The 22861-nt window shown below is 72.3% G+C and carries 16 protein-coding genes; 6 read left to right on the forward strand and 10 right to left on the reverse strand.

What is annotated here, in order from left to right; genetic code table 11:
- Positions 1–60: 60 nt before the first annotated feature.
- Together P2P98_RS13805 and P2P98_RS13810 are read right to left on the reverse strand one after the other, a co-directional pair.
- A complete protein-coding gene (locus P2P98_RS13805) occupies positions 61–759 on the reverse strand; it encodes an SDR family oxidoreductase (RefSeq protein ID WP_275800624.1) in 699 nt (232 codons plus the stop codon).
- A gap of 52 nt (positions 760–811) precedes the next feature.
- Entirely contained in the window at positions 812–1204 is a 393-nt protein-coding gene (locus tag P2P98_RS13810) for a DUF4259 domain-containing protein (protein WP_275800625.1), read from the reverse strand.
- A gap of 79 nt (positions 1205–1283) precedes the next feature.
- Here P2P98_RS13810 and P2P98_RS13815 point away from each other — a divergent pair, with 79 nt between their 5' ends.
- Positions 1284–2489, forward strand: coding sequence for a homoserine O-acetyltransferase (locus P2P98_RS13815; RefSeq protein WP_275800627.1), 1206 nt, complete (start codon positions 1284–1286; stop codon positions 2487–2489).
- Positions 2490–2653: 164 nt separating this feature from the next.
- Here P2P98_RS13815 and P2P98_RS13820 read toward each other — a convergent pair whose 3' ends face one another.
- On the reverse strand, positions 2654–3901 hold the full coding sequence (locus P2P98_RS13820; RefSeq protein ID WP_345799724.1) for an MFS transporter: 1248 nt from the start codon (positions 3899–3901) through the stop codon (positions 2654–2656).
- 228 nt (positions 3902–4129) lie between these two features.
- On the opposite strand from P2P98_RS13820, the gene P2P98_RS13825 reads away from it, so the two are divergent.
- From P2P98_RS13825 to P2P98_RS13835, 3 genes are read left to right on the forward strand one after another with little or no spacing between them, the layout of a single operon-like run.
- Positions 4130–6970, forward strand: a complete 2841-nt coding sequence (locus P2P98_RS13825) for a hypothetical protein (RefSeq protein WP_275800630.1) — start codon at positions 4130–4132, stop codon at positions 6968–6970.
- The gene (locus P2P98_RS13830; protein ID WP_275800632.1) at positions 6967–8232 is read left to right on the forward strand and encodes an ABC transporter substrate-binding protein; all 1266 of its coding nucleotides are present in this window, start codon (positions 6967–6969) and stop codon (positions 8230–8232) included. Before P2P98_RS13825 ends, P2P98_RS13830 begins: the two co-directional genes overlap by 4 nt.
- A gap of 18 nt (positions 8233–8250) precedes the next feature.
- Positions 8251–12534 carry an FtsK/SpoIIIE domain-containing protein gene (locus P2P98_RS13835; RefSeq protein ID WP_275800634.1) on the forward strand — a complete coding sequence of 1428 codons (4284 nt, stop codon included), beginning with the start codon at positions 8251–8253 and terminating at the stop codon, positions 12532–12534.
- A 55-nt stretch (positions 12535–12589) separates the two neighbouring features.
- On the opposite strand, the gene P2P98_RS13840 is transcribed toward P2P98_RS13835, so the two are convergent.
- From P2P98_RS13840 to P2P98_RS13855, 4 genes are all read right to left on the reverse strand, one after another.
- A complete protein-coding gene (locus P2P98_RS13840) occupies positions 12590–14548 on the reverse strand; it encodes a serine/threonine-protein kinase (protein WP_275800636.1) in 1959 nt (652 codons plus the stop codon).
- 158 nt (positions 14549–14706) lie between these two features.
- Complete coding sequence (locus P2P98_RS13845) at positions 14707–15036, reverse strand: thiamine-binding protein (RefSeq protein ID WP_275800638.1); 330 nt, start codon at positions 15034–15036, stop codon at positions 14707–14709.
- Positions 15037–15046: 10 nt separating this feature from the next.
- Positions 15047–16351 carry a glycosyltransferase family 87 protein gene (locus tag P2P98_RS13850; protein WP_275800640.1) on the reverse strand — a complete coding sequence of 435 codons (1305 nt, stop codon included), beginning with the start codon at positions 16349–16351 and terminating at the stop codon, positions 15047–15049.
- 75 nt (positions 16352–16426) lie between these two features.
- Positions 16427–17284, reverse strand: a complete 858-nt coding sequence (locus P2P98_RS13855) for an ADP/ATP-dependent (S)-NAD(P)H-hydrate dehydratase (protein WP_275800642.1) — start codon at positions 17282–17284, stop codon at positions 16427–16429.
- A 28-nt stretch (positions 17285–17312) separates the two neighbouring features.
- Here P2P98_RS13855 and P2P98_RS13860 point away from each other — a divergent pair, with 28 nt between their 5' ends.
- Positions 17313–18371: an NADH:flavin oxidoreductase/NADH oxidase gene (locus P2P98_RS13860; RefSeq protein WP_275800644.1), complete on the forward strand. Its 1059-nt coding sequence runs from the start codon at positions 17313–17315 to the stop codon at positions 18369–18371.
- 119 nt (positions 18372–18490) lie between these two features.
- On the opposite strand, the gene P2P98_RS13865 is transcribed toward P2P98_RS13860, so the two are convergent.
- The gene (locus P2P98_RS13865) at positions 18491–19546 is read right to left on the reverse strand and encodes a hemolysin family protein (protein WP_275800645.1); all 1056 of its coding nucleotides are present in this window, start codon (positions 19544–19546) and stop codon (positions 18491–18493) included.
- Positions 19543–20886, reverse strand: coding sequence for a hemolysin family protein (locus P2P98_RS13870; protein ID WP_275800647.1), 1344 nt, complete (start codon positions 20884–20886; stop codon positions 19543–19545). The genes P2P98_RS13865 and P2P98_RS13870 overlap by 4 nt, the downstream gene beginning before the upstream one ends.
- Positions 20887–21041: 155 nt before the next feature.
- Here P2P98_RS13870 and P2P98_RS13875 point away from each other — a divergent pair, with 155 nt between their 5' ends.
- Entirely contained in the window at positions 21042–22070 is a 1029-nt protein-coding gene (locus tag P2P98_RS13875; RefSeq protein WP_275800649.1) for a glycoside hydrolase family 76 protein, read from the forward strand.
- 6 nt (positions 22071–22076) lie between these two features.
- On the opposite strand, the gene P2P98_RS13880 is transcribed toward P2P98_RS13875, so the two are convergent.
- Positions 22077–22861, reverse strand: a 785-nt coding sequence (locus P2P98_RS13880) for an IMP dehydrogenase (protein ID WP_275800650.1), incomplete at its 5' end; no start/stop codon positions are given.

The following is a 22861-nucleotide window of genomic DNA, read 5'->3' on the forward strand; positions in this document are numbered from 1 at the left end:
GGAGCCCCGCGCCCCACACCGGTCCCGCGGTGCCCCGCCGCAGGCCGCTCCGGTCGGGACCTACACCTTCTGCCGCGGTCGGAGGCTCCCGAGACCCCCGTCGACGCCGAGCACCTGGCCGGTCATCCAGGCGTTCTCGGGCGACAGCAGGAACTCCACGGCCCGGGCGACGTCGTCGGGCTCGCCGAGGCGGCCGAGCGGGTGCATCGCCTCCGACACCTTCCGCGACAGGTCGCTCGAGGTGAGCTTCTCGGTCAAGCGCGTCTGAACCAGCCCGGGAGCGACCGCGTTCACCCGCAGGCCGTGGGCCGCGTAGCTCGCCGCGGCCGACAGCGTCAGCCCGATCACCCCGGCCTTCGCCGCCGCGATCCCGTCGTGGTTCGGCAGCCCCGCGAGCGCCGCCGCCGACGAGACCAGCACGACCGCCCCGCCGCCGCGCAGGTGGGCCCCCGCGGCTCGGACCGCGGCGAACGCGGTCGTCAGCGACGCGGCGATCAGGCCGTCGTACTGTTCGCGCGAGATCAGGTGCGCGGGCTTGAGCAGCATCGATCCCGCGAACACCGCGATGCCGTCGAGCTCGCCCGCCTCGCGCACCACCCGGTCGACGGCGTCGAAGTCGGTGGCATCCAGGACGAAGTCGGGCTCGATGACCGAAGAGTCCCGTGCCGTGGTCAGGACGCGGTGGCCCGCGTCGCGCAGTCGCGTCGTGGTCGCGCGGCCGATGTCGCTCGACGCCGCGATGAGGAGGAAGGTCGCCATGCGGCGATCATCCCCACCCCCGCTTGCGGAGAGCGGGGGCTGGACAAGGCGCTCAGTCGGTGGTGAGCGCCGCGCGCAGCCTCTCGTTCTCGGCGAGCCACTCGGGATCGCCCTCCCACAGATCAGCGAGCTCGCCCTCGCCGGACGTCGCGACGGCGAGCGCCGAAGCGGCGAGGTCCACCAGCTCGGCAGACGGCGGCGACACCCGCGCCACGAACGCCTCGACGCTCTCGGCGGAGTCCGTCACCCGCCCCCGGCCCCGCGCCACGACCTCTGCCGCGGCGATCGCCGTCACCGCGTCGTCGGAGTCGAGGTCTGCCGGCGCCGACTCCGTCGCGACGCGCAGGGCGTCGCTCACGACGCTCCAGTCGCTCGCGTCGTCGAGCTCGTACGCCCAGTCGGCGGCACTGTCGTTTCCGAACGGTTTCGCGCTCCATGTCCCCATGCGTGGCATCGTAGACCGCGGTTCCGACATCGCCGTAACAGTCCGGTGAGGCTCCACCGGACCGGAGAGAATGGATGCCATGGACTGGCAGATCTCCGAAGACACGGTGCCCTCGGCACCGATCACGGAGGCCGACGCCCGCTCCCTGCTCGGCCGTCCTCCCGCGACGGGCGCCTGGCGCGACGGCGACCCGGTGGGCGAGCGCCGTTTCGCCGCTTTCGGAGCGTTCGCGCCCGAGAACGGCGAGTCCCTTCCGGCGTTCCGTCTCGCGTACGAATCGTGGGGTGAGCTCTCCACCGCACGCGACAACGCCGTGATCGTGCTGCACGCCCTGACCGGCGACAGCCACGTGCGCGGAGCGGCAGGTCCGGGCCACCCGACCGCCGGCTGGTGGAGCGATCTCGTCGGCCCGGGAGCCGCGATCGACACCGACCGGTGGTTCGTCGTCGCTCCCAACATGCTCGGCGGATGCCAGGGCTCGACGGGACCGGCGAGCATCGCGCCCGACGGTTACGAGTGGGCGTCGCGCTTCCCTTACCTGACCATCCGCGACCAGGTCCGCGCTCAGGCGCAGTTGGCCGACGCGCTCGGCATCGACCGCTGGGCCGCGGTGATCGGTGGATCGATGGGCGGAATGCACGCCCTCGAATGGGCGGTCGGGCACCCCGACCGGGTGGAGCGCGCCGCGATCCTGTCGGCCCCGCCCATCACCACCGCCGACCAGATCGCGCTCAACTCGGTGCAGCTCGACACGATCCGGATGGACCCGCGCTTCGCGGGCGGCGAGTACTACGACTCCGGCGACGGCGACGGCCCGCACCGCGGACTCGCCCTCGCCCGCCGCATGGCGCTGCTGAACTACCGCAGCCCCACCGAGCTCAACCAGCGTTTCCAGCGGTCGTGGCAGTCGGGCGTGAGCCCGCTCGGGCGCGGTGGCCGTTTCGCGGTCGAGTCGTACCTCGACTTCCACGGCAACAAGTTCACGCGGCGTTTCGACGCGAACAGCTACCTCACCCTCGTCGAGGCGATGAACTCCCACGACGTCGGGCGCGACCGCGACGGCGTCGAAGACGCTCTGCGTCGTGTCACCGCCGCGACGCTCGTGCTCGGCATCGACAGCGACCGTCTGTTCCCGATCGACGGTCAGCACCGCATCGCGCGCGGCATCCCGAACACGCTCGACGGCGACGAGGCGGTGGTCCTCGCGAGCGACTTCGGCCACGACGGCTTCCTGATCGAGACCGCGGCCGTCGCCACGCACCTCCGCCGCCTGCTCGCGACCTGACGATTCCGGATGCCGGGCCCCCGGCATCCGTCCCGCTCGCGCCACTTCCGGTCGGGGTGTGCCGCGCTCGCGTTGGCTGTCCAAGACACGCCGTAACCGCCGGGCGCTCTACGGCGTGTCTTGGACACTCAACGGGCTAGGGCGCGGCGCGGGCGCCGCCGGGCTCAGCCCTGCGTCGGGATCGAGCCGGTGATCGCGGTGGTCGCGGCCTCGGCGGCCGGCATCCGGTGCTCGGGGTGACGACCCGAGCGGTCCTCGACGCGGTACGACACGACGGCGACGATGAGCCCGCCGAGAGCCAGCACCGCGCCCACCCACGCGGGAGCGACGAGTCCGAGACCGGCGGCGATGGCGAGACCGCCGAGGAAGGCTCCGAGGCTGTTTCCGATGTTCAACGCCGAGTGGTTCAGTGCGGCCGCGATGGACTGGTTGTCTTCGGCGACGTCCATCAGACGGGTCTGGATGCCGGGGCTCAGGGCGGCACCGCAGAACGCGACGAGGAAGGCGAAGACCACGAGCGTGACGATCCATCCGGCGGTGAGCGCGAGCCCGACGGACGCCGCGCCGAGCGCGAGCAGGCCGACGAAGAGCCAGAACCGCAGGTCTTTGTCGGCGAGCGCCCCGCCGACCACGTTGCCGACCGTCATACCGACGCCGACGAGCACGAGGACGAGCGACACGGCCCATTCCGGCTGCCCCGCGACCTCGGTGATCATGGGCGCGATGTAGCTGTACATCGCGAAGAAACCGCCGAAGCCGACCGCGCCGATCCCGAGGGCGAACCAGACCTGTCCGATGCGGAAGACGCGCAGCTCGTCGCGCAGCCGTCGTCCCGGCGCGCCGGGATGCTTCGGGACGAACAGGGCGATGCAGATCGTCGCGAGCACGAAGATGCCGGTGACGACCGCGAACGCGGCGCGCCAGCCGACCTGCTGTCCCAGGAGCGTTCCGAGGGGGACGCCCACCACGTTGGCGATCGTGAGTCCGGTGAGGACGAAGGCGACGCCCTTCGCGCGGTTGCCGGGTCCGAGGGCATCGGCGGCGACGAGAGCGCCGATGCCGAAGTACGCGCCGTGCGGGAGTCCCGCGAGGAATCGCGACGCCGCGACGAGCTCGAACGTCGGGGCGATGACGGTCAGAAGCGTGAAGAACGCCAGGGCGGCCGCGAGCACGATCATCACCCGGTGCCGCGGGAAACGCGCGACCGATCCCGCGATCGTGGGGGCGCCGACGACGACGCCGAGGGCGTAGAGCGACACGAGCCAGCCGGCTTGGGCGATCGCGTCGTCGGGCGACGCGGCCCACACGGTGGGCACCAGTTCGCGGGCGATGTTGGGCAGGAGACCCATCACCACGAACTCGGTCATGCCGATGCCGAAACTGCCGATGGCGAGAGAAAGGAGCGCCCGCATCGCCGCACCTCTCGAGGTCGTCGAAGAGGTCACCCGACGATGGTAGTCGGCGGGAGAACGCCTGTCGAATCGTTTCGAGGCGAGGGGCCGCCGCCCGCGTGAACGCCGGATGCCGACGACCGGCAGTGGGGTCGGATGTCAAGCTCGGCCCCCGAATCCGGCGATGTCAGCGGGACCGACTACGATCGACGGCGGCTGCCGGACGGTGTTCAAGGGGGACGGATGTCAGTGGGGAAATCTGTAAAGGGTCGGCGTGCGCTGCCGCGCGTCATCGCGGCGATGGTCGCTGTCGGCGCGCTCGTCACGGTGACCGCGTGCACGAACGGCGAGGCGCAGATCACGCCCACCCGACTGCTGCAGTCCGTCGCCGTCGGGGTCACCACCGACGCCGCCATCCAGAGCGTGCAGTCCACGACGATCGCCATCGGCAACTCCCCCTCGGAGACGACCAGCGAGACGGCCTCGTTCACCCCGGCCGACGTCGCGAACGACATCCCCGTGCGTATCCGCACCTCGTACCGCACCGCGGACTCGAGCGGCACCGACCTGGGCGACCTCAAGGGCTACTCGGGCCGCGTCGAGATCGACGTCACGGTCGAGAACCTCACCGTGAAGCCCCAGGAGCTGACCTACGACGCCGCGGGTCAGTCGCGCACACGCGAAGCGCTCGTGGGCGCGCCCCTGACGATCGCCGCGTCGACCGTCCTCGGAGGCGTGGCCCCCAGCCGCGTGGTCATCGACTCCGACACCGACTCCGCCGTGACCAACGGCGTGCTGAGCCGCTCCGACGACGGCGACGCCGTGGTGCAGTGGGCGTCGCTGCTCGCCCCGCCCTCCGGTCGCGCCAGCAGCACCCTCACCCTTGTCGCCGACGTCGACGACTTCTCGGTGCCCGCGTTCGACATCGCGGTGCAGCCGGGGATCTCGACCGATCCGTCGATCGGCGGTGTCCTCGACGCGGCGTTCAACGACGACCCCACGTCGCAGCTCGCCCTCCAGCGCCGCACCATCGAGGTCGTCGCGGCGGTCAACGAGGTGCTCGGCCGCGCGGGCACCACGATCACCGAGGTACGCACGAACCTCGAGAGCACGGCCGACACCCTGGGTGTGCGCACGGCGCGAGAGCTCGCCGACAGCACCACCTCGCTCGGAACGTCGATGCGGGGTCTCACCGCGCAGCTCACGGGTCTGCAGTCCGACCTCTCGACGACGGTGAACGGAACCAACTCCGCCGTTCTGCAGCAACTCGGCAGCGCCCTGTCGGCCGTCGACGGCATGCTCGGTGACACCAGCGCACCGCCGCCCCCGTCGATCCCGAGCGGCAGCGGATGCTCGGCGACGTCGACGATCCCGGGCGAAGCGAACACGATCTACGGCAACATCCAGCGTCTCGCGGTCGAGCTCGACAACTACGCCTCCGCCGCCGACGAGTGCAAGGGCGAGGTGCAGAACGCGCTGCGCTCGACCATCGGCCCCGACGCTCCCAGCACCGACACCTGCCAGACCCCGTCGACGACGTGCGCCCTGTTCAGCGCGCAGGGCGAGGTGAACGCCACCCTCGCCCAGCTGGTGGTCGACGGTCGCGAGCTCGTCGACTCTCTCAAGCCCGAGCTCATGTCGTCGGTCGTGACGCAGTTCGACCAGACCTCGCAGGCCGTCGAAGCCGTTCAGGCCGCGACGAAGAAGGTCACCGACGGCCTCCCCGACGGCTCCGTCCCGCAGTCGCTGGGCGAGGTCAGCACGGCACTCGACACGCTGTCGGGTTCGCTCGGATCGCTCAACTCCGCACTGTCGCAGGTCAACCAGATCGCTCGCGACGCCCAGGCGGAGTTGGGCAACACCGACCAGCGCGGCTCGATCCGCGAGCAGGCAAACCGACTGGCGGACGAGATCTGTACGCTCGCCCCGGACGATGACTGGACTCCCCCCGGCGGCGGCAACGAGCCCACGCCGAAGCCCACCTCGACCTCCGGAACGGGCGGCGACGACGAGGGAAGCGGCGACTCCGACGCGAAGAGCTCCTCCTCCCCGGTCGTCATCGGCGGCCCGACGCTCGCCGAGGTCGACCGTCTGCGCTCCTTCCTCACGTCCGAGGGATGCGAAGGAGACCAGCTCTCGACCCCGTGGGGTTATTCGGCACCGCTCCTCGACCGCCTGAAGGCCGACACCGCCGCGTGGATCAGCGTCGATGAGAAGACGCAGCCCTCCGGCGACCTCGGCACCGCCATCGCGGGCCTGCTCGACCAGACCTCGAAGGTCCGCGACGCGGTCAACCGCATCAGCTCCTCCGCGTGGAACGGCAACGAGAACCTCACCGCCCTGGTGACCTCACTGACCGACTCGACGAAGGCCCTCGCCGACCAGCGCACCGAGCTCGACCAGCGCATCAACGCCCTCAAGAAGCAGCAGGACGGCCTCGGCCCGAGCATCGAGCGGGCATTCGCCGACGCCGACGCCGAGGCGGCCAAGAAGGTCTCGGCCCTCATCGAGGAGCAGGTGCGCGTCATCTCGGCCCGCGGGAAGACGGATGCCGCCACCATCGGCGCCATGTTCGACCGTTCCGTGTCGGGTCTGACCTCGACCTCGACCGACATCGCGCAGAGCGGCAAAGAGACCGTCGAGTCGCAGCGCGACGATCTCACCGCCGCCGGCGAGGCGATCTCGCAGAGCGTCTCCGCGCAGACCCTGTCGTCGCTGTCGTCGATCTCGTCGAGCATCGGCGCCGCCACCCGTGACACGGACGGCGCGTCCTCGCTCCTGCAGGCCGACCTGAACAAGGTCCTCCTCGACCTGGGCGACCGTCAGGTCAACGGCTCGGGACTGCTGGGATCGATGGTCACCAGCGCCGCGAAGGTCGACACCGCCGACGTCCAGCTCGCCCTGGCCTCGCAGCAGGCGCAGGGATACGCCAACGTGCGCTCCGAAGACGTCGCGGGCATCCTGCTCCAGCAGGCGCAGACGCAGGCCTCGCTGGAGGCCGGAGCGAAGCTGCCGCCGTTCCACATCGAGGCTCCCGCGGGCGCCGCGACGCAGACGGTGTACACCTTCCGGATCGGAGACGGCAAGTGAAGCGTCGCACCGTCGCCCTGATCGCCGGGGCCGCCGCTGTGGTCCTCGTCGCCGCCGGGGTCACCACCTGGTCGCTCACGCGCCCCACCGAGGCCCAGGCGGTCGGCTCGATCCCCGTCGCGATCTCGGCACCGGTCCCCGATGACCTGACGATCGGCGTGATCGTCTCGCTCTCCTCCGCTCCGGGCGAAGGCGCGGAGTGGAAGGATGCCGCGAACGGCGCGGTCGTGGCCGCCCGCCGCCTGGCGCTCGGCGGTCACGACATCACGGTCCGCGCCGTGGACGACAAAGGCACCGCCGACGGCGCTCGCGCCGCCGCGCAGGAGCTCGTCGACGACGGAGCCGCCGGCATCGTCGTCGCCACGAGCGGGTCGCACGTCACCGGCGCGGTCGAGGTCGCCCGCTCGGCAGGCGTCCCCGCCGTCCTCCCGTACGTGAGCGACGGCTCGCTCGCGGGCGACGGCGTGTGGCTGACCGGTCCCACGAGCGACGCGATCAGCGCGGCTCTGCCTGCAGCGCTGAAGAGCGCCTCGTCCGTCCTCCTCGTGGACGCCGGGTACGGTACGCCCGCGGGTCTCTCCCCCGCCGCCATCGTGCCGTTCGCCGCCGGCGGTGACGCCGCGGCCTTCCGTGCCGCCGTCGCCGCGGCCCGTGGATCGCGTCCCCTCGACGCGGTTCTCATCAACGGGCCCGCCTCGACGCAGGCGAGCGTGGTGCAGCTGCTCCAGAGCGACGACGCCGATCTCCCGATCGTCGTCACCCCCGAGGCCACGTCGCCGGCGTTCTCCGAGGCGCTCGTGTCCGCGGGCGGCACCCTCTCGACCGACCTGACCACGGTCGGCGCGGGCTGGAGCGACACCGTCGCCCTCTCGTCCGACGCCGATGGCCGAGCCATGTCCGCCTTCCTCGCGGGCGTGCGCGTCCTCGCCGACGACTCCTCGGCCACGACGCTCTTCGAGGACCGCTCGTTCGCCTCCGTCGCCGGCCTCGCCGACTCGCGCAGTCACGACGCCACCGTCCTGCTCGCGCTCGCCGCGGCATCGGCCGGCAGCACCGAACCCTCCGCGGTCGCCTCGGCGCTCGGCACATCGTCGGCCGGCGCGGCCGACGGCATCGCCGGTCCGCAGCTCGACGGCACGAAGCCCACCGCCCTGGTCCCCGGAATCGTTCCCCTGTATTCGGCGGATCAGAACCTGGGTCTGCGCCCCCTGTCGACCGACACCACCGCACCGCTGGTGTGGTTCGCCGGACAGCCCGACTGACATCTCCCGGAGGCTCCGATGCGTCTGCTGATCGCGATCGACGAAGACGAGCAGGTGGTCGACCTCGCCCGTCACCGCAGCCAGGCGACGCTGGGCGAACTGATCGCGGCGGCGACGGGACACGATCTCGCCCCCGACACCCTCGTCGCGGTCGACGCCGAGCGTCACCCCGCCTCGACGGCGCTGAGCGAGGTGCTGATCCTCGAGGGCACCCGCATCGCCCTCTCGGCGTCGCCCCGACCGAAGCCCGCGACAGACTGGACGGCGACCCTGTCCGGCGGGTTGGAGGCCGGACCGGTCGTCGACGTGCCGCGCGGGCGGGCACTCATCGCGGGACGCTCCCCCCAGGCCGACCTCAGGCTCCCCACCACGAGCGCCTCGTGGGAGCACTTCTCGGCCGCGCGCGACGAAGACGGGCTTCGCGTCGACGACCGCGGATCGACGAACGGCACCCTCGTCGACGGCACAGCCGCCGCCGAGGACGGCACGGTCGTCGAGGGTCCCGCCGTCATCACCGCGGGAGGCACGACCGTGCTCCTGCGCCCCTCGATCGATGAGACCCCCGCCCCCGAACCCGGTTCGCTGCACAACATCACCCCGGCGGCGACCGCGCCCTTCAACCGTCCGCCGCGGCCCGGCCGGCCCCCTGAGCCCGACCCGATCACCCCACCCACCCGCAAGGACGTCCCCCCGGCCTCCAAGTTCAGCATCATCACGGTCGCGGCCCCCCTCGTGCTCGCGTTCGCGATGGTCCTCATGCTCGGCGACGCGCGGTACGCCCTGTTCGCCGCTCTCAGCCCCGTCCTGGGCGTCGGCGTCTGGTTCGAGCAGAAGCGCCGCCACACGAGGAACGTCAAAGAAGAGGACGAGCGGTTCGCGCAGGCTCTGCAGACCCTGCGCGACGACATCGCCTCGGCCGGTCAGGCCGAGAAGGCCCGGAGGATGGATGCCATCCCCGACCCGGCCACGACGCTCCGGCGCGCCGCGATCCCCGCGACCACGCTGTGGCAGCGCCGCGCGGGCTCGCCCGACCTGCTCGCGCTGCACGCCGGCATCGGCGATGTCCCGTGGCGCCCCGCGATCGACGAGCGTTCCGGCACCCGCCTCGAGGACGAGGTCCGCGAGATCCTCGACACCGCCGCGATCCCCGCGGCGCCCGTCGAGATCGACCTCACCGCGGGCGGGGTCGTGGGAATCGTCGGCGACCGCGACGGCGCTCTCGCCCTGGCCCGGAGCCTCGTCATCCAGGCCGGGATCCACGTCGGCCCGGCCGATCTGACCGTCGGGGTCTTCTGCGATGCCGGCCGCTCTCCCGAATGGGCGTGGGCGGGTTGGCTCCCGCACACGCGCCGACAGGGCACGGGCACCCAGGAACGCTGGATGTCCGACAACCGCGAACGCAGCACCGACCTTCTGCGGGGCCTTCGCGACGGCATCCACGACATCCCGACGGCGGCCGTTCTGTTGGTGCTGGACTCCGACGTCCTGACCGAGGGGCGCAATGCTCCCGCGCGCGAGTTGCTCGGCCATGGCCGTCCGGACGGTGCGACCACTCTGTCGCGCGACCGCCAGGGCGTGCAGGTCTCGGGGATCGTCCTCGCGTCGTCCGAAGAGCAGCTCCCCGCCGCGTGCACCGTCGTGGTGCGGGTGGCGCCGGATGCCGCGGCCACCGTCACGCGTCCCGGTGACCTCGTGACGGTCGACGACGTCATCCTCGCGGGCATCGACGTCGACACCGCCGCGGCGGGAGCCCGCGACGTCGCCCGCTTCGACGATCCCGAGCTCGTCGTCCCGGGCGCAGCGCTGCCCGGCCTCGTGCGCCTCCCCCCGCTCCTCGGCCTGGACGAGGTGACGGCGGACGCGGTCCGCGAGCTGTGGGCCAACGCCCGCGGTATCACGGCCCCGATCGGGACGGGCGAGGGCGGCACGATGGAGCTCGACCTCGTGCACGACGGCCCGCACGGCCTCGTCGGCGGCACGACCGGCTCGGGCAAGAGCGAGTTCCTCCGCTCGCTCGTCGCGGGGCTCGCCCTGCGCAACGACCCCACCCGCCTGAGCTTCATCCTCATCGACTTCAAGGGCGGCGCGGCCTTCGCGGCGTGCGAGCGGCTCCCGCACACGATCGGCACCATCAGCAACCTCGACGAGCAGCTGGCCGACCGCGCCCTCCGCTCCCTCGAGGCCGAGATGCGGCGGCGTCAGCGCATCTTCGCCGCGGCGGGCGAAGGCGTCGACAACCTCGACGCCTACCTCGCGACGAAGCCCGCCGAGCCCATGCCGCGGCTGCTGCTCGTCGTCGACGAGTTCGCGATGCTCGCCAAGGACTTCCCCGACGTGCTGTCGTCGCTCGTGAGCGTGGCCGCCGTCGGCCGTACGCTCGGCGTCCACATGATCCTCGCCACCCAGCGCCCCGCGGGTGTCGTCAACGACGACATCCTCGCGAACACGAACCTCCGGGTCGCTCTGCGCGTGCAGAGCCGCGACGACTCGAACAACGTGATCGGTGTCCCGGCGGCATCCGCGATCGGTCGCGCCCAACGCGGTCGCGCGTACATCAAGCGCGGACAGGACGACATCGCGCCCGTGCAGACCGCGCTGGTCACCGGCGCCTCGGAGCGCGCCGTCGTCGAGGCCGTCGAGCTGCAACCGGTGACGTTCTCGGGGATTGCTCCCGCGGCGAAGACGACGGTGGTCGACGACTCGACGACCGACCTCGACGTCGTGATCGAGGCCATCCGCGCGGCGGCCGACGAGGCGGGGATCGCCGCTCCGCGACCGGTGTGGCCCGAGGCGTTGGGCGCCCGTGTGCCGCTGGCCGGGTTCGGCGACGACGCCACGGCGTCGGGGGTCCTCGCGGTGGGCGGCGTGCAGGGTGCGGAGGTGTTCTTCGCCCTCGCCGATGAGCCGGACAGTCAGCGGCAGGTCGCCGCCGGGTGGAACCTGTCGCGGGGCAACCTGCTCGCGGTCGGCATCCCCGGCAGCGGCACCAGCACGGCCCTGTCATCGATCGCTCTGGCCCTCGCGGCCGAGTCGCACCCCGACGACCTCGACATCCTCGTGCTCGATGCCGGTGCCCGCGACCTCGCGCCCCTCGCCGACCTGCCCCACACCGTGGCCTACGTGGGGGCCGGGGGCGGTGCGCGCGAGCAGCAGGCGCGATTCCTGCGCCACCTCCGCACCGACCTCGAGCGGCGCCGCGCCGACGAGGGACAGCGGCGCCGCGCGATCGTGCTGATCGACGGGCTGGCGGCCCTGCGCGACGAGTTCCAGGACCACGAGGGACAGCAGCTCCTCGACGGCCTCTACCGCGCGTACGCCGACGGCCCCGAGCTCGGCCTGCATTTCGCCGTGTCGACGACCCGCGCCAAGGCGGTCCCCTCGGCGATCGACGAGGTCACCACCCAGAAGTGGATGTTCCGCCTCGCCGACCCCTACGACTACACCTCCGCGGGCCTGCGCCCCAAGGACGCCCCGGCATCGGTACCGGGTCGCTGCGTCCTCGCCGAATCGGCCCGGCAGGCGCACGTCGCCACCCCCGTCGGCGGCTTGGCCAGCGCCGTCACCCGCGTGAAAGAGACGTACGCGGGCGCCGCGCCGAAGGCTCCCGTGGTGGGCCGCCTGCCCGAGCAGGTCGGGATCGCCGACCTCGGCGTCGCGGCCGACCTCCGGCAGGAGCCGTGGCGCATCCCCATCGGCGTCGCCGAGTCCGACCTCGCCCCCGCTTTCCTCGAGGTCTACGAGGGCGAGCACGTCCTCGTCGCCGGACCCGCCCGCTCCGGCAAGTCGACGCTGCTCCTCGCGATCGCGCAGGCCCTGCGGACGACTCCGGATGCCACGGCCCCGGTGACCGTGTGGGGTGTCTGCGGTCGCCGCTCACCGCTGGCCACGGCCGACCTCGACCGCGTCGTCGTCGGATCCGACGACATCCCCGCGCTCGTGGCATCCGTGCGTCTCGAGAAGGGGCCGGTCGTCATCCTGGTCGATGACGCCGAGTCGTTCGAGGATTCCGACCAGTCGCTCGCGGGGCTGCTCACGATGTCGCAGCCGCACGTGCTGGTCATCGCGGCGGGACGCTCCGCCGACCTCCGCGCGCAGTACTCCGGCTGGACGAAGACCCTGCGCAAGTCGCGCTGCGGGGTGCTGCTGCAGCCCGACGTCGACTACGACGGCGATCTGCTGGGCGTCACGCTCCCCCGCCGCGCCCCCGTCGCCGTCACCACCGGCCGCGGGTACGCGTGCGTCGCGGGCGCGGCCCGCTTCGTCCAGGCGGCGGGGCCGTCGGTCGCCGTCCCCGCGGGCTGAGCGGAACGCCTGCTCCGCACGCGACTCGGCGCGCCCCAGCGCGACTCCGCGCGCCTCAGCGCGTCGTGATGCCGAACGGCGGGCTCACGAGGTCGGTGAAGTTGCCGACCCGCGCACGGACCGTGCAGTCGGGGGCGACCGACAGCGCCGTCACCACGAGACCGTCCGATGAGACCGTCAGCGCTCCGGCGCACCCGTCGCTGAAGCGCACCCCGCTGGTCCCCCCGGCGACGGCGTCGAGCATGGCGCTCGGCTCCCCGACCGACGGGCTCGTGAACAGGGGGTTCACCGGATCCGGACCGCTGGGCCAGACGGGGAGCAGCGTGACGGGCAGCGCCGTCCCGCCGACGGTGCGAGAGGGCGTCGTGACCTGAACGCTGCGCAGCCGCTGCACGGGATACGCCGCCCCCGACACCTCGGAGTCCGAGATCGCCTTCGTCGTGGCCGCCGCGGCCGCCTTCAGCCAGGCATCGACGGCCTCTTGGCCGTTCAGCGCGATCGAGACCTGGGCGGTGACGGTGACCGAATCCTGCGTCGGGACGGTCAGGCCGTCGACGCTCCATCCGCACGGCACCGAGATGCCGGTGACGCTCGCCTGGTTGCGATCGACCGTGGCGTCCGACCACGTGACGGCGGGACACGCGTCCGATTCCGCGGCGCCGGGCAGCACCTCGAGGAACGGCCCGCCGAGGGGAGCATTCTGCGCGCCGTACTCGATCGTGACGGTCGCCAGCTTCTTCTCCGGGTCGTAGCTGACCGAGCGGCTCACGCTCAGTCCGGTCGGCAGGGCCCGGTCCTGCTGGCTGGAGGTCACGACGGGTCCGGCCGCGGCCGGTGCGGCCTCCCCCGCGGGAGGACGGAACAGGAAGAACGCCGCGACCGCGGCCACGGCGACCACCGCGGCTCCCGCGATCCAGAGGGCGCGGCCGCGCGGCATCCGGGTCCACAGCGAGGTCTTCGTCTCGGTCTCTGCCTCGACCGGCTGGGGCGCCTCGCGGCGGGGCATCGGCCGGAGCACGGTGGCCTGGCTCGCCGCACCGAGGTCGGGGGCGGGCTCATCCGACGGCACCGCCACCGGTTCGGGCCCCGTCGGGGCGACGCCCCGGAGCACGGTTGCGGGCCTTTCCGCCTCGGCGAAACCCTCGGGAGCGGCGACCGGCGTGAGAGCCGCGAGCTCCGCGACCGACCCTCGCAGGCGCCGCAGGGTCGTCGCGGCCTCCGCGGCCGAGGGGCGATCCGCCGGGGCCTTCGCGAGCAGGCGGGCCAGAACGCGCCAGAGGTCATCGGGCACGTCGAGCGGGGGCACTTCTGCGCTGACGTGCCGATACGCGACGGTGAAGTCGGTGCCGGGGCCGGCGAACGGCGTCCGCCCGGAGAGGAGTTCGTAGAGCAGGATGCCGCTGGCATAGACGTCGCTCGGCGGCCCGGCCTCTCCGATGGTGACGAGCTCGGGCGACATGTACTCGGGCGTGCCGATGACCGCGGTCGTCGAGCGCCGACGCTCGTCGAGCACGCGCGCGATGCCGAAGTCGACGACACGGACGGCAGCCCCGGGGTCGTCGCCGTCTCGCGCGTCACGATCGAGCAGCACGTTGTCGGGCTTGATGTCGCGGTGGACCGTGCCCACCGCGTGCGCGGCGGCGAGCGCGTCGAGCACGGCCGCGGTGAGGGCGACGGCTTCGGCGGGCGGCAGGGTGCCGCGCTCGTCGAGGGCCTGACGCAGGCTCCCGCCCTCGACCAGGTCCATGATGATCGCGAGGCGCTCGCCCTCGACCACGAGGTCGCGCACCGCGACGACGTGCGGGTCGCGCAGTCGGGTGAGCACGGTGCGCTCGCGGATGAAACGTTCGACGAGGTCGGCATCCTGCGCGTGTTCCCGGCGGAGCACCTTCGCGGCGCGCAGTGATTCGTCGCGCACGTCGCGCACACGCCAGACTTCGCCCGCGGCGCCGGATCCGATCCGGTCGACGAAACGGTACGAGGCGCCCAGCGCCTCACCGATCTCCGGTTCCACCCGTTCCCCCCGCTCTCCCTCTCTCAATTTATCCGGCCGCGCGCTTCGATCCTGACGCTTGCGCGGCGCGTGGTCCCGCCGCTTGCGCGACGCGCGACGGCGCGGCAAGGGGCCGCCGAGCGGACGGCCGCGCGACGCCCGCCCGGGTCAGCGCGGACTCACTCCGATGCGGCGTCGTCGATCGCGCGCTCGAGGCGCTCGATCTTGCCGTCGATCTCGCCCGTGCGGCCGGGTCGGATGTCGGCCTTGAGCACGAGCGACACGCGCGAGCCGTACGGCAGGACCGCCTCGGTGGCGCGCTTGACGACGTCGAACACCTCGTCCCACTCGCCCTCGATCTCGGTGAACATCGAGGTGGTGCGGTGAGCGAGGCCCGAGGAGCGCACGATGGAGACCGCGGCCGCCACGGCATCGTGCACCGACCCGTCGGTGTTCTCGGCAGACAGGCTGCCCGTTCCGGACGGGGCGACGGAGAAGGCGACGAGCATGCTGTCGAGGTTAGTCGGCCGTCGCCGCGACCGTCGTCGTGCGGCGGCCCGTCACCAACTCGCGCAGGTCGCCGGGGCGCGCGACGCGCCCCACGGGCACCCGCACCACGCGCACGATCGCCCACACCATGAGCACGAGCGCGAGGATGTTGCGCGCCTCGAGCAGGAAGACCGGGAAGGGAGCGGGGTGCGTGGCCATCAGGCCGTCGTAGACCATCGGGTACATCCACTGCGTGAGCCCGGCGATCACGAGGGTGAGCGCCGCGAGACCGTACCACCGACGACGATCGATTATCAGCCCGAGGATCACGGGGGCGAACACCCACACGTAGTACTGCGGCGAGCCGACCTTGTTGAGCGCGATGAACGCGGTCACGAGGGCCAGCGAGAGCGGTGGGAACAGGGTCACGAAGGTCGCGCCCGCCCAGAGCTTGCGCGCACCAACGACCGCGACACCGGCCATGACGAGGAGCATCAGCGGGGTCATGATCGCGATGACCGGCTCGACGCCGGGACCGGTCACCTGGAACGTGAGCACGCCGCCGTCGTAATAGACCTCCGAGCCCGGGACGTAGAACGAGGCGAGGATCATGTACAGACCCCCGACGGGCGCCTCCATCTGGATCCCACGCGAGGTCTGATCCCCCACGAAGCCGAGCACGAACGGCGCACCGCCCAGCGCCACCACGGGGATGACCGTGGCCAGCGACACCGCGACCGCGCCCCAGACGAGCGAGAGCCGGCGACGCACCACGATGAGTCCCGCCGCGAGGATCGCCGCGGGCCATACCTTCATCCACACCGCGATCGACAGGAGGACGGATGCCACGAACGGCCGCCGCACGAGCCAGATGCTGCCGAGGATCGCGAACGGCACCGTGATCCCGTCGATGCGGTAGAGCCCCACCGGCCCGATGAGCAGGATCGCGGCGAGCCAGAACCACGCGGCCACGACCCGGCCGGTCGAGCGGCCCTTGCCGACGAGGATGACGAAGGCGACGAGGTTCGCCAGCGACACGGTGAGCGCCCACGCCGGGGTGTAGCCGATCGCCCACGCGAACACCCACGCGAAGGTCATGGGCACGAAGGCGAGCTGCGGGTAGATCCACTTCTCGGTGATGCCGGGCCATTCCCACGTCGTGGACCGCGTGCACGAGGTCACGTCGATGCCCCCGAACAGCGCGCAGCGCGACCAGGGTTCGTACACCAGGTACACGTCACCCATGGGTTCGTTCGGCTGCTGGTAGCCGAGGACCGCCACGGTGACGTGCACGGCGACGAACGCGATCAACAGGGGAACGACACGCCTCAGCACCGCCTCATCCTAAGCGGGAGACCCCCGACGGCCCGGACGGGCAGCCGCCCTCGGCCGGTGCGGACGCGGCAACCGTTACGCGATCGAGTCCGACAGCACCTCCGCGATCACCCGCGGCAACGCCTCCGCCACGTCGAGCGCGGTGATCGGCCCGCCCGCTCCCCCGTGGATCCCGGATGCCGCCCGCCCGGCCGTCCCGTGCAGCCACGCCGCCGTCGCGGCGCACGCGGCGAGGTCGTCGAGACCGACGCGATCCTCGGCGACCGCGCCCGCCGTCACGGCGCCGAGAACTCCCGCGAGCACGTCACCGGTCCCCGCGGTCGCGAGCCAGGGTGTGCCCGCCCGCACCCGACGGGTCCACCCGCCCGCGGTCGCGACGATCGTCGTCGCCCCCTTCAGCAGGACCACGCCGCCGAACGCCGCAGCGGTCTCGCGCGCCGCCTCCTCGCGAGCGTCGTCGTCCGTGGCATCCATCGACGGCAGCCCCAGATCGGAGCGGAGACGATCGAGTTCCCGCGCGTGCGGCGTCACGATGACGGGGGCGCTGGCCCCGACGACGAGATCGAGCGCACCGGCGTCGACGACGACGGGGAGGTCGCCGTTCAGCAGGCCGCGCAGCGCCGCCGTCTCGGCCGCGTCACGCTCGGCGGCATCCGTTCCCGATCCGATCACCCACGCCTGCACGCGCCCGTCGGCGGTCACCGTCTCGGGCCGACGCTGCAGCACGAGATCCTGCGCGCGCTCGGGTCCGAGGTAGCGCACCATGCCCGTGCCGGTGCGCCACGCAGCCTCGACGCCGAGCATCGCCGCGCCGGGGTACCGGGTCGATCCCGTGCGAAACCCCACCACCCCGCGGGAATACTTGTCGTCGTGGGCCGTTGGCCTCCGAAGGGCACGGGAGGCATCCTCCCCGGTCCATTCCTTCGCCGTCATGGCGTCACCATAGAACGCAAAGGTCCCCGTGAGCACCCTCTTCACACCCCTGTCCGTCCGCGGTATCGAGACGCGCAACCGCCTGTGGGTCTCGCCCATGTGCCAGTACAGCGCGACCGAGGGGATGCCGAACGACTGGCACCACGTCCACCTCGCCCAGTTCGCGGCCGGGGGTGCGGGCCTCGTCATCGCCGAAGCGACCGCCGTCTCCCCGGAGGGGCGCATCTCGCCCGACGACGTCGGCCTCTGGAACGACGCACAGGCCGAAACGTGGGCCCCGATCGTCGCGGCGATCCGCGCGCGCGGTTCGGTCGCGGGCGTGCAGCTCGGCCACGCGGGACGCAAAGCGTCGACCACGTCGCCGCTCACCGGTGGCCGCGGCAGCGTCGCGCCCGCGGACGGCGGCTGGACGACCGTCGCCCCCTCGGCGCTCGCGTACGACTCCTTCGCCGAACCGGTCGCGTTGGATGCGGCAGGCATCGAGAAGGTCGTCGCCGATTTCGCGGATGCCGCCCGCCGGGCGGTCGCGGCCGGATTCGAGGTCGTCGAGATCCACGCCGCGCACGGCTACCTCCTGCACCAGTTCCTCTCCCCGCTCACGAACCACCGCGACGACGTCTACGGCGGCTCCTTCGAGAACCGCGTGCGCCTCGTCGTGCGCGTGACCGAGGCCGTGCGCGCCGCCGCTCCCGACGCCGCCGTGTTCGTCCGGTTCTCGGCGACCGACGCCGCCGAGGGCGGGTGGGACGTGGCCGACACCGTCGCCGCGTCCCGGCTGGTCGCCGAGGCGGGCGCCGATCTCATCGACGTCTCGAGCGGCGGGCTCGTGCCGCATCAGCACATCGTCCCCGGACCGGGATACCAGGTCGACTACGCGGCGACCGTCCGCCGCGAGACCGGGCTGCTCGTCGCCGCCGTCGGAATGATCGACGACCCGACCTTCGGCGAGCAGATCCTGGCCGACGGCCATGCCGACGCGATCCTGTCCGCCCGCGAATGGCTCCGCGACCCGCACTACGCGCTTCGCGCCGCGGCGACGCTCGGCGACCCCGTTCCCGCTCCCGCGCAGTACCTCCGCGCCTACTGAGCCGCTCGGGCGGGCGCACGGCGAACCCCGCGCGGACCGGGCGGCCCACGCGTGCCGCCCGACGGTGAGAACACCGGATGCCACGAGCCGTCAGGCCCGTGGCATCCGGTGTTCTGCGTTCAGGCGAAGCGGCGACGCGCGGTCGCGTCCTGCACCTCGCCGACCAGCTCTTCGATGACGTCCTCGAGGAAGAGCACCGCGCGCACGTCGCCGGCCTCATCGCGCACCTGCGCGAGGTGACGACCGGAGCGGCGCATGAGAGCGAGGGCGTCCTCCAGGTCGGTCGTCTCGAGCACCGACACCATGTGGTGGATGCGCTTGCTCGGGATGGGGCGCGCCATGTCGGCATCCGACCCGTCCGCCGCGCGGAGCACGTCCTTGAGGTGCACGTAGCCCGTGGGATGGCCGGCCTCGTCGACGATCACGTATCGCGAGTAACCGTGCTGCGCGACCGCGCGCTCGATCTCGCCCGGCGTGGTCCGCTCCGGCAGCGTGACGAGCTCGGCCATCGGCACGGCGATGTCGGCGGCCTTCTTCTCGGTGAACTCCACGACCGCCGTGACCGTACCCGCGGCGTCGTCGAGCACGCCCTCGCGCCGCGACTGGTTCACGATGGTGGCGACCTCATCGAGGGTGAAGGTGGATGCCGCCTCATCCTTGGGCTCGACCCGGAAGAGCCGCAGCACGTGGTTCGCGGTCCAGTTCAGCGCGACGATGATCGGGTGGAACGCCTTCGACACCGCGACGAGCGGCGGGGCGAGCATGAGCACCGCCCGGTCCGGCAGCGAGAACGCCAGGTTCTTCGGAACCATCTCGCCGAACACGACGTGCAGGTACGACACCAGCAGCAGGGCGACGACGAAGCCGACCACGCCGACGGCCGCCTCGGGCAGCCCGGTGAGCCCCAGCGGCCCCTCGAGCAGGTGGTGGATCGCCGGCTCCGAGACGTTCAGGATCAGCAGCGAGCAGATCGTGATGCCGAGCTGGCACGTGGCCAGCATGAGCGTCGCGTGCTCCATCGCGTAGAGGGCCGTCTTGGCCGCACGAGAACCGCGCTCCGCGAGCGGCTCGACCTGCGAGCGACGCGCCGAGATGACGGCGAACTCCGCGCCGACGAAGAAGGCGTTGGCGACGAGGAGCACGACCAACCAGGCGATTCCTGCCCAATCGCTCATCGCTGATCACCGCCCTTCGCGGCGCGCACGAGGTCGTCGATGTTCTCCTCCACCGGGTTGGCCGTGTACTCCACGCGATCGACACGACGGCCGTCCATGCGGTTCACGGTCAGGACGCCCTCCTCGATGTCGACGGTGTCCCCCACCGCGGGGATCCGTTCGAGGGTCGCCATGATGAAGCCGCCCACGGTGTCGTAGGCGTCGCCCTCGGGCACGCGGACGCCCGCACGGTCGAGCGCCTCGTCGGGACGCAGGTCGCCGGGGAAGGTCAGCGACACGGCCGTGCGCACCACGCCCGCGCGCGAGCGGTCGTGCTCGTCGAGCACCTCGCCGACGATCTCCTCGACGAGATCCTCGAGCGTCACGATGCCCGCTGTCCCGCCGTACTCATCGACGACGATCGCCATCTGGTAGCCGCGCGAACGCAGCTCCGACACGAGGGCGTCGAGGTGCACCGTCTCGGGAACGCGGAGTGGTTCGGTGGCGAGGGCCGCCACCGGCACCTCGCCGCGCTTCTCGCGGGGCACGCCGATCGCGGCCTTGAGGTGCACGACGCCGACGATGTCGTCCATCGACTCGCCGTACACGGGAAAGCGGCTGTGCCCGGTCCGTCGGGCGAGCTGCACGACGTCGTCGGTGGGGTCGCCCGCGGCGAGCGCGTGAACGCTCGGGCGGGGCGTCATGACGTCGGCCGCGCTGAGGCGCGCGAACGTGAGGCTGCGATCCAGCAGCGAGGCGGTGTCCTTCTCGAGCATGCCGGCGCTCGCCGACCGCTTGACGAGGCTCGACAGCTCCTCGGCCGACCGGGCCCCCGACAGCTCCTCCTTGGGCTCCACGCCCATCGCGCGCAGCACGCCGTTGGCGCTGCCGTTGAGCACGACGATCGCGGGCTTGAAGACGGCGGTGAAGGCGACCTGGAACGGGATGACGAGCTTCGCCGTCTGCCGCGGGATGGCGAGCGCGAAGTTCTTCGGCACCAGTTCGCCCAGGATCATCGACAGCACGGTCGCAAAACCGACGCCGATGACGGCCGCGACCGAGACGGTCACCGCCTCGGGCAGTCCCCACGACGCGAACACGGGGCGCAGCAGGTTCGAGATCGCCGGTTCCATCGTGTAACCGGTGAGAAGCGTCGTCAGCGTGATGCCCAGCTGCGCGCTCGACAGGTGCGTCGAGGTGATGCGCAGTGCATCGATCGTGAGCGACAGTCGGGACTCGCCGGCTTCGCGGCGGGCTTCGAGGTCGGCGCGGTCGAGGTTGACCAGCGCGAACTCGCTCGCGACGAAGAGTCCGGTTCCCACGGTGAGGAGCAGCCCCACGCCCAGCATGACGTAATCCATCAGGCATCACCCCCGCTCGAGCGGTCGGCGGGAGAGGGTCGTTGGGGCCTGGGTCTACAACTGGGAGGGTCGTCCATCGTGCCGACGATTCTAGGGCAGCGCCACGCCCCTCGCGGCCGGTCGGATCGGATCCGTGCCGCGGGCAGGATGGAGGAATGGATGCCACCTCCCCGGCGCAGGCGCGCGCGATGTCCGCCGAGGCCGCCGTCGTCCGTCGCTTCGTCCATCGCTTCGGCCCGGTCGCGTGGGCGCACGCCGCGGCGCCCGGAGTCTCGGGGGCGCGCACGTGGCACTACTGGTGGCATGCGCATCTCGTGCACGCGTTCAGCGAGGCGCAGGAGCACCGCCCCGATCCGCGCCGCGCTCGCCTCCTGCGGGAGCTGCACCGCGGCGTCACCCTGCGCACGCTCGGGCGCTGGACCACGCCGTTCTACGACGACGTCGCGTGGATGACCCTCGCCCTCCAGCGCTACGACCTCGGGGATCGGCGGATCGAGCGGCTCGTCCGCCGACTCGACGACGCGATCGACCCCGCCGTGGGGGCTCTGCCGTGGGCGGTGGGCAGCAGCCTCTACAACGCGCCCGCCAACTCCCCCTCCGCGATCGCCCTGGCGTGGACCGCGCGACGCGGCTCGGCCGTCGATCTCGACGCGTGGGTCGCCCGGGCCCTCGACGACCCCGGGACGGGACTCGTCCGCGACGGCGTCGAGCACGGCGTCGTCCGGCCCGAGCTGTGGACGTACAACCAGGGGGTGGCGATCGGCTCGGCTCTCGCCCTCGCGGAGACGGCGCCCGACGCCGATTCCCGCGATGCGCACCTCGCTCGCGCCGCGGGCCTCGTCGCGGCGGTCGAGCGCTGGTGCGCCCCGGACGGCGGCCTGTTCCCCGCCGTCGGGGGCGGGGACGGCGGTCTGTTCGCCGGCATCCTCGCCCGCCATCTCGCGGAGGCCGCCGTGTCGTTCGCCGACGACCCCGCGGACGACGAGCGTCGAGCGGTCTCGGACAGCGCGCGACGCCTGGTTCGCGTCAACGCCGAGGCGCTGTGGGAGGGCCGTCGCGGCGACCTGTTCCCCGCCGACCCGCGTCGGGCGGCACGCGCCGACGGAGACGACCTCGACCTCTCGGTCCAGCTCGGGGCGTGGATCACGCTCGAGGCCGACGTCGCGGCATCGGTCACCGACTGACGGACTTCACCAGCTGACGGGAAGGGCCTTGCCCTCTTCGTAGCCGGCGGCCGACTGGAGTCCGACGCGCGCACGCTCGTGAAACTCCGCCACCGTGGCCGCACCCGCGTACGTGAACGACGAGCGCACGCCCGAGGTGATCATGTCGAGCAGGTCTTCCAGGCCCGGACGCTGCGGGTCGAGGTAGATGCGCGACGACGAGATGCCCTCGGCGAAGAGCTCTTTGCGGGCGCGTTCGAACGGATCGAGCCGGCCGAAGCGCCCTTGCACAGCCTTCGTCGAGGCCATGCCCCACGACTCCTTGTAGATGCGACCGCCCTCATCGGTGCGGAGGCGCCCCGGGGACTCGATCGTCCCCGCGAACCACGAGCCGATCATCACGGATGCCGCGCCCGCCGCGAGCGCGAGGGCCACGTCCCGGGGGTAGCGCACCCCGCCGTCCGCCCACACGTGCGCCCCGACGCCGCGCGCCGCCTCGGCCGTCTCGAGGACGGCCGAGAACTGCGGGCGACCGACGGCGGTCATCATGCGGGTCGTGCACATCGCGCCCGGACCGACACCGACTTTGAGGATCGACGCGCCGGCATCGGTGAGGTCGCGCACGCCCTCGGCGGTGACGACGTTGCCCGCGGCGATCGGGATGCCGAGGTCCAGCGCCGCGACCTCGCGGAGCGCGCGCAGCATCTGCGCCTGGTGCCCGTGCGCCGTGTCGACGACGAGCACGTCGACCCCGGCCGCGGCGAGCGCGCGGGCCTTCCCCGCGACATCGCCGTTGACGCCGACGGCCGCGG

The sequence above is a fragment of the Microbacterium sp. Kw_RZR3 genome (assembly GCF_029222405.1).
Lineage (GTDB): Bacteria > Actinomycetota > Actinomycetes > Actinomycetales > Microbacteriaceae > Microbacterium.